This window comes from Flavobacterium sp. LHD-85, assembly GCF_030929595.1.
In the GTDB taxonomy this organism is placed as follows: Bacteria; Bacteroidota; Bacteroidia; order Flavobacteriales; family Flavobacteriaceae; genus Flavobacterium.
In genome coordinates this window covers 786,713-802,028 of sequence record NZ_JAVFVR010000001.1, presented here as the reverse complement: position 1 = coordinate 802,028, position 15,316 = coordinate 786,713, and the positions used below count along the sequence as shown (strand labels likewise).

Here is a 15,316-nt window from a genome sequence, read left to right as displayed (position 1 = left end):
TAAATTTTAAAGGTGAGTAATTTTGTTTTTGTTGTCAATATAAACCATTCCAATAACAAAGCAGATTCCGGCAATAATTATAGGATACCATAATCCATCCAAATAAAAATCAGCTTTGCCTGCTGTTTTGGCGTGTGATACAAAATAAGTAGAAATAGCAGGAAGCAATCCGCCAAAGATTCCATTTCCTACGTGATAAGGTAGCGACATGGAAGTGTATCTGATTTTGGTTGGAAACATCTCAACTAAAAATGCTGCAATCGGACCGTAAACCATAGTTACAAAAAGCACTTGAATAAAAACTAAGAAGGTTAATGTCCATTTATCGCTTGAATTAATTGTTATTGAAATGCTGGTTTGAGCATCTTTTTTGTCCATGTACGTTTTTTTCTCCACCACAGATGTACCGTCTGTATATTTTTTTTCAGTAATTGTAACCGAACTTCCATCAGCTTTGTTTTCAGTTGAAATTCTTGGGGTTTCAAGAATCTCTGTTTTCCTGCTTATATCAGTCGTATTGTACATCATCTTATAAATAGGTCTATAGGATAGTATTGCAATCAGCATTCCGAACATCATAATGTACTTGCGTCCAACTTTATCGCTCAGCCATCCAAAAACAATAAAAAATGGAGTTCCAATTAAGAGAGCAATTCCTAACAATTCATCTACTTGCGAAGAGTCAATATTCATCACCGTTTTCATAAAGCTCATCGCGTAGAATTGTCCTGTATACCAGACAACGCCTTGTCCCATGGTGGCTCCAAACAAAGCCAAAAGCACAAATTTTAAATTGTATCGGTTTCCAAAACTCTCTTTTAGCGGGTTTGTACTTGTAGTTCCTTCTTTTTTAGCTTTCGCGAAAACAGGAGATTCATCCATGTTTTTTCGAATCAAATAAGAAACGCCAACCATGGCAATCGAAACCCAAAAAGGAACACGCCATCCCCATAAATCAAAAGCTTCGGCAGATAGCACGTTTTTAGTGGCTAGAATAACCATTAGAGAAATAAATAAACCAACAGTAGCAGTAGTCTGAATCCAAGAAGTCCAATATCCTTTTTCTCCTGCAGGCGCGTGCTCAGCAACATATGTAGCAGCACCGCCATATTCACCTCCAAGAGCAAGACCTTGAAGCAAGCGCAAAATCAAAACTAATAAAGGAGCTAGAAAACCAATTGTTTCATAACTAGGAATACAGCCAATTAAAAAGGTTGAGCCACCCATTAATAATAAGGTAGCCATAAAAGTGTATTTACGTCCAATAATATCGCCAAGTCTTCCAAAAAACAAAGCTCCAAATGGGCGAACTACAAATCCGGCAGCAAATGTGGCTAAAGTAGACAGAAAGGCTGCAGTGGGATTGTCGCTGGGGAAAAATTTTGTTGAAATAACGACAGCCAGACTGCCAAAAATGTAAAAATCGTACCATTCAATCATGGTGCCCATAGAAGAGGCTGAAATTACTTTCCAAATGCCCTTAGTAGAAGTTTTGCTCATAAAACTGCTTTGAGATCTTATTAATGAATGAAATATAAAAATACAGTTTTACGAATATATAAGATTATTTTTTATTCAGTCAATACTTTTTTAACAAAAACTATTAATTTGTTGACTTTTGACTTTAACCGCAAAGGCGCAAAGAAAAAGCGCAAAGGTTCGCAAAGTTTTTAAAATTAAACTTTGCGAACCTTTGCGTAAGTCCTAGCGATCTTGGCGGTTAAAAAATATAGAAAAGTATAAAAACAAAAAACCCGAATATTTCTATTCGGGTTTTGTGGTACCTCCAGGGATCGAACCAGGGACACATGGATTTTCAGTCCATTGCTCTACCATCTGAGCTAAGGTACCGTGCTTGTTGCGGGTGCAAATATATAATCATTTTTGGTTTGTGCAAAACATTTTTTAGAAAAAATCAATTCGTATCTTCGCAAAAGCAAAAAAGGAAATATGATTTTAACGGTCGATGTTGGAAATACTAGAATTAAAGCGTCTGTCTTTGAGGGGAATACTACTCTGGAAAATTTTGTTTTTGATAAAAATGAAATCGAAAAAAAAATTGAAAAAATTTTAGAAAAATATCCAAAATGCTCCGATTTGGTTGTTGCTTCGGTAGGAAGTGTCGAAAAACAATCGTTTTTGTCTTTCGAAAACAGACTAAAAGTTCATTTTTTTACCCACGAAGATGTTTTTCCTTTCCATAATAAATATGCAACGCCAAAAACTTTAGGAATAGACCGAATGATTTTGGCAGCAGGAGCAACATTGCAATTTCCAAAACAGAACCGTTTGGTTATAGATGCAGGAACTTGCATTACCTACGATTTTATCGACGAAAATGATAATTATTTAGGAGGAGCCATTTCTCCAGGTCTTCGTTTGCGATATGAAGCACTGCATAATTTTACGGCTAGACTGCCGTTATTAACCTTAGAATCACCCGATTCTTATGTAGGAAACTCTACAGCTCAAGCCATACATTCTGGTGTTGTCAACGGTTTCGTCTATGAGATTGACGGTTTTATCGATGAATATCGGAAAGAGTTTTTAAATTTTATCATAATTTTAACGGGAGGTGATGCAGATTTTTTGGCTAAACGATTAAAAAATACCATATTTGCCAATTCAAATTTCCTTTTGGAGAGTTTGAGCCAAACATATCAATATAAAATCGACAATGATTAAAAAAGTAATACTAAGCGCTTGTTTGCTTATATCGTTCGTTTCATTCGCTCAACAAGGTACTGCTTCGCCTTATTCTTTTTTCGGAATAGGAGATGTGAGATTCAAGGGAACACTTGAAAACAGATCTATGGCAGGAGTTGCGGTAGAACAAGATACGATTCACTTAAATTTAGAAAATCCGGCAAGTTATGCCAGCTTAATTCAGACAACTTTTACAGTTGGAGGAACATTTGCAACTTCAAATTTAAAAACAACTTCTACATCAGAAAAAGCACAGCGTTCTACTTTTGATTATTTGGCATTAGGAATCCCAATGGGAAAATTCGGTGCTTCATTTGGTTTAATTCCTGTAACTTCAGTTGGATACAAAATCCGTGAGGACAATTCGGCTACAGAAGGAGCAGTAAGTTCTCAGCTTGACGGAAAAGGTGGTGTAAATAAGGTGTATTTTGGTTTGTCTTATAAAATAATGCAAAACTGGAATATTGGAGTAGATGCACAATATAATTTTGGAAAAATTACAACTACAAGCATAGAAGCTATTACTGGAGTTCAAAACGGAACGGCAGAAGTTAATACCTCTGAACTTTCAGGCGTGGCATTCAGTTTTGGAACAATGTACCAGAAAAAGATCTACAATAAAACCAGCATATTTTCTAGTTTAAGCTATTCTTTTGCAAGTAATCTGAATTCGGACAATACAAGAGTTATTTCTGTTCAAGGAGATCCAGAACCTATTGTGGTTCCAGCTGAAGCAACTAAACTAAAACTTCCAAACAAGTTAAGTATTGGTGTGGGTATTGGTGAAGCTAGAAAATGGCTTGTAGGGGCAAATATGACTTTTCAAGGAGACGGACAGTTAGCAAATTATTATAATGCTGCAAGTAATGTGAGATATGAGAGCTATTCTAAATATGCTCTAGGAGGATATTACCTTCCAAATTATAATTCTTTTACTAGTTACATGAGCAGAATTACTTATAGAGCAGGTTTGAAATACGAAAAAATTGGTCTGATTGTAAATAACGAATCAATTAAAGATGTAGGAATGACATTAGGAGCAGGAATTCCGATTCCAGGGTCTTTCTCAAATGTGAATTTTGGAATTGAATTTGGTAAGCGCGGTACAACTTCAGCCGATTTAGTACAGGAGAATTATGTTAATTTTAGTTTGAGTTTCTCTTTCAATGACAAGTGGTTTGTGAAGAGTAAATTCCAATAAACAAAATATTTTATCTTTTAGAAGCTCATTACAATTTACTACATTTGGCGAATGAATTTACCAAAAAGATATAGTCTGATAGTTGTCACAGTTTTTGCTGTGACAATGTTTTTTGGATGCGAAAGTAATTTTAAAGAAGTTCAGAAAATTAACTTCTCAGAATTTGTTCCTGCCAGCGATGCCGATACTGTAAATATTAAATATACAGATTCTGGACGCATTACAGGAGTTTTGATAAGTCCGAAAATGTTAGATTATTCAAATCTTGATTTTCCTTTTACAGAATTTCCTAAAGGAATCGATGTTACCTTATATGATAAAAAGCAAAAGCGTACCTTTATAAGAGGAAATTATGCAGTTTCTTATAAAAATACAGGAATCATTGATTTGATCGGAAAAGTGAAAATTACTTCTGAAGCTGGACAGGTTTTAGAAACAGAACAATTGTATTTTGATCAAAAAAACGAATGGTTCTATACAGAACGAAAGTTCAAACTGACCGATATTAAAGGAGTTTCCTATGGTCAAGGAATAGATTTTAGCAAAGATTTTAAAGTGATTAATTCGCAGCGAATAAGCGGCGAAATTGAATCTGACGAAGAAATATAATATTATGGGTTATTTAAAATATACACAATACGTTTACATCCTTTTTGCGGTTTTTTTTACTTACGATGGTATAGTGAAACTAAATGAAGGAGATGAGAGCTATCCTTTTTATTTTGTAATTGCGGGAATGGCTATTTTTATGTTTTTCTTTAGGAGAAGATTTCTTAATAAGCATAACGATCGAAACAAAAACCAATAAAAATGGAAATTAGTATTATAATAATATGTTTAATACTAGCAGCCTTTTTCTCTGGGATGGAAATTGCTTTTACATCCGCCAACAAAATTTATCTTGAGATAGAAAAGAAACAAGATGATTTTCTGTCTCGAATCTTAACAAAACTAACCGAAAATCCATCCAAATTTATTGCTGCCATGCTTATTGGCAACAATGTGGCCTTGGTTATTTACGGTTTTTTTATGGGCGATCTTATTTTAGGTTGGATGGCTTATTTTGGATTGAATTTTTCTGATTGGTGGAATATACTTATCCAGACACTTCTTGCAACCTTTGTCGTTTTGCTTACTTCAGAGTTTTTTCCGAAGGTGTTTTTTCAAATTTATGCCAATTCCTTAATCAAGATTCTGGCTCTTCCGGCTTATTTATTCTACCGATTATTTTATTACATCTCCACCTTTTTTATTTGGATTGCAGATTTTGTACTGAGCAGATTTTTTAAAACAGAAGGAAGTCAAATTCATTTGTTTAGCCGAATTGAACTCGGAAATTATATTACGGAACAAATGAGTACAGTTGAAGAAGATGAAGAAGTGGATTCTGAAATTCAGATTTTTCAAAATGCATTAGAATTCTCCGCTGTTAAGGCGCGTGATATTATGACGCCCCGAACAGAAATTGTAGATATAGATTTGTTTGATACAGTAGATGATCTTAAAGCATTGTTTATAGAAACAGGATATTCTAAAATTATTGTAAGCCAAAATTCATTAGATGATATTGTAGGTTATGTCCATTCGTTCGATTTGTTTAAAAAGCCGACAACAATAAAATCGGTTTTAATGACGGTTGAATTTGTTCCAGAAACGATTTTAATAAAAGATGTACTGAATTTATTGATCAAAAAACGAAAAAATGTTGCTGTTGTTTTAGATGAATACGGAGGAACTTCTGGAATTATTACAATTGAAGATATTGTAGAAGAGCTTTTCGGCGAAATTGAAGATGAACATGATTTGGATGAGGAATTGATTGAAGAAGAAATAGGAGAAGGCAAATACTTGTTTTCAACTCGATTAGATGTCGAGTATTTGAATGAAACCTATAAATTAATGATTCCCGAAGAAGATTCTTATGGCACATTAGGAGGTTTTATTGTATATCATACAAAAGAAATCCCACAAAAAGGAGATAAGATTGTAATAGATAAGTTTCATTTTTCTATTGAAGAGGCGTCAAATAAGAAAATAGAACTAGTCAAATTGACAATTAAAGAGTGATTTTTTAAATTAATGAAAAAAAATGTTGAAAATAAAACGCTAGTTGTATTGTTATTAACTAGATAATTGTATTTTCGCAAACTGAATATAAAATTAACGATAATAAAATGGCAGTTTTAGCAAAAATTAGACAGCGTTCCGCTTTATTGATAGGAGTTATTGCACTTGCATTATTTGCATTTATAATACAAGATCTATTCACAAGAGGAACATTCGGTCAAAGTTCAAAAGATGTAGGAAGCATCGATGGAAAAGATATTTCATTTGAAGACTTTAGAGTTAAAGTTAGTAATGTTGAAAAAAGTGGGCAAGGTATAACTTCCACTGAAGCTGCAAACAGAGTTTGGGATCAAGAAGTTTCAATCGCTTTATTGTCATCGCAATTTGATAAATTAGGATTGAGAGTTGGTGAAAAACACATTTTAGAGGTTTTGAAATCAGATCCAAATATTGGTAAAAACCCAATGTTTTTAAACGCAGCAGGAATTTTTGATGTTGTTAAGTTTAAAGATTATTTTAAATCAAATCCAGAAGCAGCGCAATACATCGCTCAAAAAGAGAAAGATGCTGAATTGAACGCGAAGTTTCAAATCTATAATACTTTAATTAAATCAGGACTTTACACAACTGCTAGTGAAGGAAAATTAAAGTATGAAATGGAAACTAATAAAGTAAGTTTTGCATTTGCAGCTGCTCCATATTCTTCTATTAAAGATAGTGAAGTAAAAGTTTCTGATGACGAGATTGTTGCTTACATGAAGAAAAACGAGAAAAAATTCAAAGCAGATGCAACTCGTGAAATTCAATACGTTTTAGTTGAAGATAAAGCTTCTAAAGAAGATGAGGCTGAAATTAAAGCTAAATTGACTGCATTATTATCAGGAAGTGTTGTTTACAACGCAAAAACTGGTAAAAATGATTCGTTGCCAGGATTTAGAAATGCTACAAACATTGCTGAATTTGTAAATGCAAATTCTGATGTTCCTTACGATTCTACTTACGTTCCTAAAAATGCATTGCCAGCTGTTGATGCTGACAAATTATTCAGCTTACCTGCTGGAGCAATCTACGGACCATACGTTTACGGAAGATACTATGCGATTTCTAAATCTCAAGGATTTAAAGCTGGTGTTAATGCAAAAGCAAGTCATATCTTAATTGGTTACGAAGGATCTCAAACTCCAAACCAAAAAGAAAAAAGAACGAAAGAAGAAGCTAAAGCTAAAGCTGAAGAAATTTTAGCACAAGTTCAAGCTAATCCAGATAGTTTTATGATGTTGGCTTTTACAAGTTCTGATGATTCATCTGCACAGCAAGGTGGTGATTTAGGATATTTTGGGCCAAACCAAATGGTAAAACCTTTCAATGATTTTGTATTCAGCAACGGAATTGGTAAAGTTGGTTTAGTTGAAACTCCTTTCGGATTTCACGTAATCAAAATTACAGACAAACAAGACGGAATTCGTTTAGCTACAATTGCTCAAAAAATCGAGCCATCTGAAGCTACTTCTGATAAAGTATTTACATTAGCAACTAAATTTGAAATGGATGCTGCTGATAAAGATTTCAATGCTGCAGCAAAAGAATTAGGTTTAAAAGTTGCCCAGCCAGTTAATGCAAAAGCTATGGATGAAGCATTTGGACCATTAGGAAACCAACGTAACATTGTAAGATGGGCTTTTGATAAAGAAACAGGTAAAGGAGACGTAAAACGTTTTGAAATTGCAAACATCGGACACGTTATTGCGCAATATAAAGGTGAAAACAAATCTGGTTTAGTTTCTGTTGATATGGCAAGACCTTATGTAGAGCCAATCTTGAAGAACAAGAAAAAAGCAGAATTATTAAAAGCTAAAATGCAAGGTTCAAGCCTTGAGGCTATCGCTAAAGCTGCGGGAGTTGCTGTTCAGCAAGCTGCAGATGTAACTCTTGATAATCCAGTTCTACCTGGTGGAGTTGGGCAAGAGCCAAGAGTTGTAGGTAATGCATTTGCTTTAACTGCAAATAAAATCTCTGCTCCAATTGAAGGAAATACTGGAGTATACGTTGTAAAAAACATCAAAACAGTAAAAGCTCCTGCAATTGCTAATCACGCTGCTTATGTAGAAAAAGTAAAAGCTCAAAGCGCATCTGATGCAAGTAGAGTATTACCAGCGTTGAAAAACAATGCTAAAATTGAAGACAACAGATTACAATTTAACTACTAAGTAAAAAGTAATTAATCATATAAAAACCCCGAAACGCTTTAGGTGTTTCGGGGTTTTTCTTTTTTTACAATATACCAGTAATTCTATTTTGTAATTATTTACCGTTAATTTTCTTAAAGTATATAGGAATTATCGAAATTTAATTTAAAAAACTTGTGATTTTCAAATTATTACAGTTAATTTGCTCGGATTTTTATTTTTAACATATTTTTGGCTTTTGCCATACAATAAAATAGAGAAGAATAAATAACTAAAAACAAAAGCTTTAATAACCAATCATTTAATGTTTTTTACTTTTAAATTTTTCAGAAAGAAGCCAAGAGTATATACCAAAATAGAAAGTCATATTTATGGTATTATAATTGAGCTTTTAAAAGTGAGCAGCACCGACATCAATGTTGATGAATTGGGCGGGAAATATTATTTGAGTAATGAAGAGCAGCATTTTAAAGTTACTATCTTGAGCAACGATTATGTGATCAGATTAACAAACACGCATGATTCTGTTGCCGAAAAATACGATAAAGTTTTTGTAGAAGATGTTTTAAGGGCTGTAAAAGAAGAGAAACATCGCCGAATGGAAGTAGTGTACGATTCTATTACAAATAGCATCGAAAAAATGGCTGAGCGCTTGCATAATAGACTTATAGAGTCTAATGAGCAAGAAAGCAAATCTGTTCGCCGTTTGGAAACAAAACACGTTAAAAATAATAAAAGAGCAAATTAATTGTTTTTAGGAGAGTGATCTTATAGAATCATTTCTTCGTAAGTCAAAATAGTCTCGTATCCTTTATTAAAGAAATACTCTTTCGGATTTTCTTTAGAAAGCACCATTACAAAATCGCCACCCCAAGCCCCAAGACTTTTAATGACACCGTTAAAATCTGGAAAAATAGCCTCTTTAATAGTTTGCATTTCTAAAACATTGCTCAAATGAATTTCGTGTTTCTGAACCGCTGAGGCAAATTCTTTTAATGTTTTGGCATGGAGAATAGCATTTGTAATTTTGTTGTTTTGTGCAACACTTTCTGTCAAATGATTGTTTTTATGGTTGTTGTATGAATATATAGCAGATTTGCTATTTTGTTTTTTATTCAGATAAACAAAATAAATATGCTCTTTAAAATCTGGATTAAATTCAACCTGCTGTACAAAATTATCTTTTATGCGATACAAAACAGGAGTGTTATTTTGTGCGCAGGCAATATCGTAACCACTTCCTCCGAAACTGTTTTTTAGTAAAGTAAAAGCGTTAATTTCGGCCCATTGCGCAATATTATTGATAAGGGTAGAAGAAGTTCCAAGTCCCCAGTTTTTTGGAAAACTCAAATGCGTGCTTACTTTATATCCGTTAGAATTATCAATAAATTTTGGATTCAATAAATAAGCTGCATGAAGAATGTTAACCAAAGTTGATTTTACCGTGTCAATTTGTGGATCTGATCCTTTTATAACTTCATTAAAAGAAATAGTTTCTTCAAACCATAAACGTTTGTCATTATCATAGCTTTTCCATTCAATCTGTTTATTGTCGAAATCTTCAATTACTAAATCCTGACCAAATTTTGTTGGCAATGCAAAAGCATCTGCCCCGTCCAATACTAGATATTCTCCTGCGATAAAAAGTTTTCCGTTGCTATAAAAGGTTGTTGACATACTTGTTTTTTATTATAAATTCCAAATCTGAAATTCCAAATTCCAAGAACTAACATTGGAATTTGGAATTTAAAATATTGTATTTTTTAACTAGGTTATTTTCTTAAATTCTCAATAAATTCTACCACAGCGCTATGAGAAACAGCTGTTTTTTTGAAATGCGTTTTAATTAAATGACGCTCTTCATCAGTGGCTTCAAATTGATTGATAATGTTATTAAGGTGCATTTTCATGTGGCCTTCTTGAATTCCTGTTGTAGTTAAGGAACGCAATGCTGCAAAATTTTGTGCTAAACCTGCAACAGCTACAATTTCCATTAATTCTGGAGCAGATGGTTTTTCTAAAATCTCTAAGCACAGTTTTACTAATGGATGTAAAGAGGTCAAACCGCCAACAGTACCAACAGCCAAAGGAATTTCAAGCCAAAAACTGAAAATTCCATTCTCAATTTTGGCATGAGATAAACTTGAATATTGTCCGTTTTTAGCAGCATACGCGTGTACGCCAGCTTCTACGGCTCTAAAATCGTTTCCTGTTGCCAGAATTACAGCATCAACACCATTCATGATGCCTTTATTATGTGTAACCGCTCTAAAAGGTTCAACTTCTGCGATTTGAACGGCTTGTACAAAACGTTCTGCAAATTCTTGAGGATTGGTAATATGTTTTTCTGCTAAATCTTCAATTGGACAAGAAACTTCGGCTCTAACTAGACAATGAGGGACATAATTAGAGAGAATGCTCATTACAACTTCCAGCTTTTCTCCATTTTGACATAAGTCAGAATTTTGAGCTTCTTCTTTTAAAGTGGTAGCAAATTGCTCTAAACAAGAATTGATGAAATTGGCTCCCATGCTGTCTTTGGTTTCAAAAGTAGCATGAAGCTGATAGTAATTTTCTAGTAAATTTCTTTTATCTTTTAATTTAATATCAAGAATACCTCCACCACGCTGTTGCATGTTTTTGGTAATACTTTGCGTTTCTGAAAAGAATTTTGGCTTGATTTGGTCAAAAAACTGGGTCAATTTTTCTGCATCCCCACTATATGTAAAATGAACTTGGCCAATTTTTTCGGTATCGATAATTGTTGCTTTAAATCCGCCTCTAGTTGACCAGTATTTTGCGGCTTTCGAAGCTGCAGCAACTACAGAACTTTCTTCAATTGCCATCGGAATGGTTTTGTATTTTCCGTTGATCAAAAAATTAGGCGCAACTCCAAGTGGAATATAAAGGTTTGTAATGGTGTTTTCTATAAATTCATCATGAAGCTGCTGAAGCTTTTCGTCTGAATTCCAGTAATTTCTTATAATATTTTGCGCCTCTTCAGGATTTGAAAAATATTCATTTGCAATCCAGTTAATTTTTTCTTTTTTGGATAATTTAGAAAATCCGGCAACAGCGTTGTTCATTCTCAATGTATTAAATAATAATGTTGCGGCAAAGATACTATTTTAAGAGTTTTGATTGCAATCTATTTCAGACATGAAAGTACGCAATCGTTATTTTTTTTAACATTTAACACTTAAAATGTGTATTATGTTTATTTTTTTTACTAAAATTGGGCTCTTTTTATATTTAAAATAATTCTAATGAATACAAGCAAATTTACTGCAGTACTTTTATTCTTAACTGCAGTTGTTTTTGGGCAGCAGAAGATAACTGTCGAAAATGTTTTTAGCGGTACTTTCCGGGCTAAAGGAATGGATGAACTGCAATCGCTAAAAAATACAAATCAATATACTGTTTTAAATGTTGATCAAGCGAGCAGAAGTATGCAGATTGATCTATACGATTTTGCGACGCTGAAAAAAGTATCAAATCTTATCGATACTAAAAACTACAAAGAACTTGCTAACGGAATTAACAGCTATACTTTTGATGCTTCTGAAAAAAAGATTTTAATTGCTTGTAATTCAACTAAAATATTCCGTCACTCATTTACTGCCGATTATTTCCTTTATGATATCGCAGCAAAATCTCTGGTTAAACTTGTTGATTTTCAGATTCAAGAGCCTACTTTCTCACCAGACGGAACTAAAATCGCTTACGCAAAAGAAAACAACTTATATGTATACGACGTAGCATCAAAAAAATCTACGGCTATTACAACAGATGGAAAGAAAAATGCAGTTATAAACGGTATTACTGACTGGGTTTACGAAGAAGAGTTTGCTTTTGTGCGTGCATTTGACTGGAGTAAAGACAGTAAAAAAGTGGCTTACATTCGTTTTGACGAAAGCCAGGTTCCAGAGTTTTCAATGTCGATCTTCCATAAAGATTTATATCCAAAAATTGAAACTTTTAAATATCCTAAAGCAGGAGAAAAAAACTCAGAAGTTTCATTGCATATCTATGATGTAGTTGCAGGAGCAACTAAAAAAGTAGATTTAGGAAAATATAATGATTTCTACATTGCAAGAATGCAATGGACAAATGATGCCAATGTACTTTCTGCACAGGTTTTAAACCGTCATCAAGATAATTTAGATATATTGTTTATTGATGGTAATACGGCAACTTCAAAAGTAGTTTTAAATGAAAAAGACAAAGCCTATGTAGATATTACTGATAATTTGACTTTCTTAAAAGACAACAGTTTTATCTGGACTAGCGAAAAAGACGGTTTTAATCATATTTACGTATATGATAAAAACGGAAAACTTAAAAATCAAGTTACAAAAGGAAACTGGGAAGTGGTTTCATACTATGGTTTTGACGAAAAAACGAAAACTATTTTCTACCAATCTACAGAAAATGGTTCTATTAATAGAGATCTTTACAGAGTTGGTTTAGATGGAAAAAATAAAGTGCGTTTGTCTTCAAAAACAGGAACAAGTGCAGCGACTTTTAGTCCAAATTTCCAATACTTCATTACAACTTTTTCAAGCAATACACAGCCTACAACTTATACTTTGAATGAGGCTAAATCAGGAAAAGAAATTCAGGTTATCGAAAATAATCAAGCTCTTGCTGATAAATTGAAAGCATATAATCTTCCTTCAAAAGAATATTTTGTTTTAAAAACAGCTAAAGGGAACGAATTGAACGCATGGATTTTGAAGCCAAAAGATTTTGATCCTTCAAAAAAATATCCTGTTTTCATGTTCCAATATTCAGGTCCAGGATCTCAGCAGGTAGCAAATCAGTGGAATAATTCTAATGATTACTGGTTCGCTTCATTAACGCAGCAAGGTTACATCGTGGCTTGTGTTGATGGAAGAGGGACAGGTTATAAAGGGGCTGATTTCAAAAAAGTAACTCAAAAAGAATTAGGAAAATACGAAGTTGAAGATCAGATCGATGCCGCAAAAGTAATTGGCGCTTATCCTTATGTTGATGCTTCAAGAATTGGAATCTTTGGATGGAGCTATGGTGGATTTATGGCTTCTAACTGTATTTTTCAAGGAAATGATGTTTTCAAAATGGCAATCGCAGTTGCTCCTGTGACAAACTGGAGATTTTATGACAGTGTTTATACAGAAAGATACATGCAGACTCCGCAAGAAAATGCAAGCGGATATGATCAAAACTCTCCTATAAATCACGTTGATAAATTGAAAGGAAAGTTCTTGCTGATTCACGGTTCTGCAGATGACAATGTTCATGTTCAAAACACGATGCAAATGATGGAAGCTTTGATTCAGGCAAATAAACAATTTGATTCTCAAATTTATCCAGATAAAGATCATGGTATTTATGGCGGAAAAACGAGAGTTCAGCTTTATACTAAAATGACCAACTTTATCAAAGAAAATTTATAATCTAAAAATAATTTAACCTAATTAAATAAACGAATAATATGGGAGAAAATCAAGTAAAAACTGCGCATCCAAAAGGACTTTGGGTATTGTTTGGAACGGAGATGTGGGAGCGGTTCAATTTTTATGGAATGCGAGCTTTATTGACTTTATTTCTTGTAAATTCATTATTGATGAAGGAAGAGGAAGCGTCATTAATTTATGGAGGTTTTCTTGGACTTTGTTATTTGACACCAATGCTAGGTGGTTTTGTTGCTGACCGATATTTAGGAAACAGAAATTGTATCTTATTAGGAGGATTGTTGATGGCAATAGGACAATTGCTTTTGTTTACGAGCGGAAGTGTTTTTGGATCTAATTTAGGTTTAGCAAAAATCATTATGTACTCTGCGTTAGGGGTAATTGTTTTTGGTAACGGATTCTTCAAACCAAACATTTCTAGTATGGTTGGAAGTTTGTATCCAAAACAAGAAAAAACAAAATTAGATAGTGCATTTACTATTTTCTATATGGGTATTAACATCGGAGCATTTTTAGGTCAGTCTATCTGTCCTTTGTTAGGAGATGTTAAAGATGCAGGTGGAATTAGAGATATCCATGCATTTAGATGGGGATTCTTAGCAGCTTCTACTGCAATGTTGCTAGGTACAATTCTTTTTTACTTCTTAAAAAATAAATATGTAGTTTCTCCAGAAGGAAAACCATTAGGAGGACTTCCTTCTAAAAATGATGCTTCAGATTTTGAAGAAGGAGAAGCACAGCAAGCAAACTTTTCTACTAAAGCTTTAATTGGTGCAGGAATTGCATTTATTGCTTTAGGATTCTTTTTTCATTATGTGGTAGGGCAGAACTTGATTTATACTTTGATTTATTCAAGTGGTTTGGCATTAGCAGGATTGATTATTTCTGATACCTCTTTAACTAAAGTTGAAAGAGATAGAATTTATGTAATCTATATCGTGTCGTTTTTTATTATCTTCTTTTGGGCAGCATTTGAACAGGCAGGTTCTTCTTTAACTTTCATTGCAGATAATCAAACAGACAGACATTTCTTTGGCTGGGCAATGCCGCCATCTATGGTTCAGATTTTCAACGGATTATTTGTTGTGGTTTTGGCTGTTCCTTTCAGTGTTCTTTGGGATACTTTAAGAGCTAAAGGAAAAGAACCAATATCTCCAGTAAAACTAGCTGCAGGATTAGTGATCATTTCTGTGAGTTTCTTTATGATTGCAACTCAGGTTTCTTATATCGGGACTTCTGGACTTTTATTAGTTAAATGGCTTATTTTATTATATTTCTTAAATACATGTGCAGAATTATGTTTGTCTCCAATTGGTTTATCATTGGTAGGTAAATTATCTCCAAAACGTTTTGCATCATTATTATACGGGGTATTCTTTTTGTCTAATGCTTCAGGATATGCATTAGGAGGAACTTTAGGTTCTATCTTGCCAGCAACTGGTGATAAATTTGCAAAAGCAAAAGAACTTGGAATCGATCTTCAGGCAGTTTTAGATAAAAAAATAACGCTTTCAGCAGACCAATTGGCTTTGTTGGATCATCATCAGATTAGTGCGCAAAATCCAATTTTTGCAGGATTTGAAATCCATAATTTATATGAATTCTTTATGGTATTTGTTGTCCTAACTGGTATTGCGGCGATTTTGTTATTTGCTTTAACACCACTATTGAAAAAATTAATGCACGGTGTTAGATAAAAA

12 protein-coding genes and 1 tRNA gene are annotated in these 15,316 nt (G+C 33.5%); 9 read left to right on the top strand and 4 right to left on the bottom strand.

Annotation, left to right across the window (positions count from 1 at the left end; genetic code table 11):
* Window positions 1–6: 6 nt before the first annotated feature.
* Complete coding sequence (locus tag RB618_RS03395) at window positions 7–1,500, bottom strand: MFS transporter (protein ID WP_308067479.1); 1,494 nt, start codon at window positions 1,498–1,500, stop codon at window positions 7–9.
* 278 nt (window positions 1,501–1,778) lie between these two features.
* Window positions 1,779–1,851 (bottom strand) — tRNA-Phe (locus tag RB618_RS03390).
* 99 nt (window positions 1,852–1,950) lie between these two features.
* Here RB618_RS03390 and RB618_RS03385 point away from each other — a divergent pair.
* From RB618_RS03385 to RB618_RS03355, 7 genes are all read left to right on the top strand, one after another.
* Window positions 1,951–2,685, top strand: coding sequence for a type III pantothenate kinase (locus RB618_RS03385; protein ID WP_308067478.1), 735 nt, complete (start codon window positions 1,951–1,953; stop codon window positions 2,683–2,685).
* Entirely contained in the window at window positions 2,678–3,907 is a 1,230-nt protein-coding gene (locus RB618_RS03380) for a hypothetical protein (protein WP_308067477.1), read from the top strand. Before RB618_RS03385 ends, RB618_RS03380 begins: the two co-directional genes overlap by 8 nt.
* A 51-nt stretch (window positions 3,908–3,958) precedes the next feature.
* A complete protein-coding gene (lptC, locus tag RB618_RS03375) occupies window positions 3,959–4,516 on the top strand; it encodes an LPS export ABC transporter periplasmic protein LptC (protein ID WP_308067476.1) in 558 nt (185 codons plus the stop codon).
* Window positions 4,517–4,520: 4 nt separating this feature from the next.
* A complete protein-coding gene (locus RB618_RS03370; RefSeq protein WP_111426242.1) occupies window positions 4,521–4,715 on the top strand; it encodes a hypothetical protein in 195 nt (64 codons plus the stop codon).
* A 2-nt stretch (window positions 4,716–4,717) separates the two neighbouring features.
* Entirely contained in the window at window positions 4,718–5,974 is a 1,257-nt protein-coding gene (locus tag RB618_RS03365) for a hemolysin family protein (protein WP_308067475.1), read from the top strand.
* A 107-nt stretch (window positions 5,975–6,081) separates the two neighbouring features.
* Window positions 6,082–8,181, top strand: a complete 2,100-nt coding sequence (locus RB618_RS03360; RefSeq protein ID WP_308067474.1) for a peptidylprolyl isomerase — start codon at window positions 6,082–6,084, stop codon at window positions 8,179–8,181.
* A gap of 283 nt (window positions 8,182–8,464) precedes the next feature.
* Window positions 8,465–8,908: a hypothetical protein gene (locus RB618_RS03355; RefSeq protein ID WP_308067473.1), complete on the top strand. Its 444-nt coding sequence runs from the start codon at window positions 8,465–8,467 to the stop codon at window positions 8,906–8,908.
* Between the two features lie 20 nt (window positions 8,909–8,928).
* Here the strand turns inward: RB618_RS03355 and RB618_RS03350 are convergent, their stop codons facing one another.
* Both RB618_RS03350 and RB618_RS03345 read right to left on the bottom strand, forming a co-directional pair.
* On the bottom strand, window positions 8,929–9,837 hold the full coding sequence (locus RB618_RS03350) for a GYDIA family GHMP kinase (RefSeq protein WP_308067472.1): 909 nt from the start codon (window positions 9,835–9,837) through the stop codon (window positions 8,929–8,931).
* A gap of 95 nt (window positions 9,838–9,932) precedes the next feature.
* Window positions 9,933–11,246 carry a hydroxymethylglutaryl-CoA reductase, degradative gene (locus RB618_RS03345; protein ID WP_308067471.1) on the bottom strand — a complete coding sequence of 438 codons (1,314 nt, stop codon included), beginning with the start codon at window positions 11,244–11,246 and terminating at the stop codon, window positions 9,933–9,935.
* A gap of 180 nt (window positions 11,247–11,426) precedes the next feature.
* Here RB618_RS03345 and RB618_RS03340 point away from each other — a divergent pair, with 180 nt between their 5' ends.
* Together RB618_RS03340 and RB618_RS03335 are read left to right on the top strand one after the other, a co-directional pair.
* Window positions 11,427–13,598, top strand: coding sequence for a S9 family peptidase (locus RB618_RS03340; RefSeq protein WP_308067470.1), 2,172 nt, complete (start codon window positions 11,427–11,429; stop codon window positions 13,596–13,598).
* A 38-nt stretch (window positions 13,599–13,636) separates the two neighbouring features.
* Complete coding sequence (locus RB618_RS03335) at window positions 13,637–15,313, top strand: peptide MFS transporter (RefSeq protein ID WP_308067469.1); 1,677 nt, start codon at window positions 13,637–13,639, stop codon at window positions 15,311–15,313.
* Window positions 15,314–15,316 lie beyond the last annotated feature (3 nt).

Bases quoted from the DNA above. Each gene is read 5' to 3' on its own strand.
- RB618_RS03395 (WP_308067479.1), bottom strand. From the start codon at position 1,500: ATGAGCAAAACTTCTACTAAGGGCATTTGGAAAGTAATTTCAGCCTCT.
- RB618_RS03385 (WP_308067478.1), top strand. From the start codon at position 1,951: ATGATTTTAACGGTCGATGTTGGAAATACTAGAATTAAAGCGTCTGTC.
- RB618_RS03380 (WP_308067477.1), top strand. From the start codon at position 2,678: ATGATTAAAAAAGTAATACTAAGCGCTTGTTTGCTTATATCGTTCGTT.
- lptC (WP_308067476.1), top strand. From the start codon at position 3,959: ATGAATTTACCAAAAAGATATAGTCTGATAGTTGTCACAGTTTTTGCT.
- RB618_RS03370 (WP_111426242.1), top strand. From the start codon at position 4,521: ATGGGTTATTTAAAATATACACAATACGTTTACATCCTTTTTGCGGTT.
- RB618_RS03365 (WP_308067475.1), top strand. From the start codon at position 4,718: ATGGAAATTAGTATTATAATAATATGTTTAATACTAGCAGCCTTTTTC.
- RB618_RS03360 (WP_308067474.1), top strand. From the start codon at position 6,082: ATGGCAGTTTTAGCAAAAATTAGACAGCGTTCCGCTTTATTGATAGGA.
- RB618_RS03355 (WP_308067473.1), top strand. From the start codon at position 8,465: ATGTTTTTTACTTTTAAATTTTTCAGAAAGAAGCCAAGAGTATATACC.
- RB618_RS03350 (WP_308067472.1), bottom strand. From the start codon at position 9,837: ATGTCAACAACCTTTTATAGCAACGGAAAACTTTTTATCGCAGGAGAA.
- RB618_RS03345 (WP_308067471.1), bottom strand. From the start codon at position 11,246: ATGAACAACGCTGTTGCCGGATTTTCTAAATTATCCAAAAAAGAAAAA.
- RB618_RS03340 (WP_308067470.1), top strand. From the start codon at position 11,427: ATGAATACAAGCAAATTTACTGCAGTACTTTTATTCTTAACTGCAGTT.
- RB618_RS03335 (WP_308067469.1), top strand. From the start codon at position 13,637: ATGGGAGAAAATCAAGTAAAAACTGCGCATCCAAAAGGACTTTGGGTA.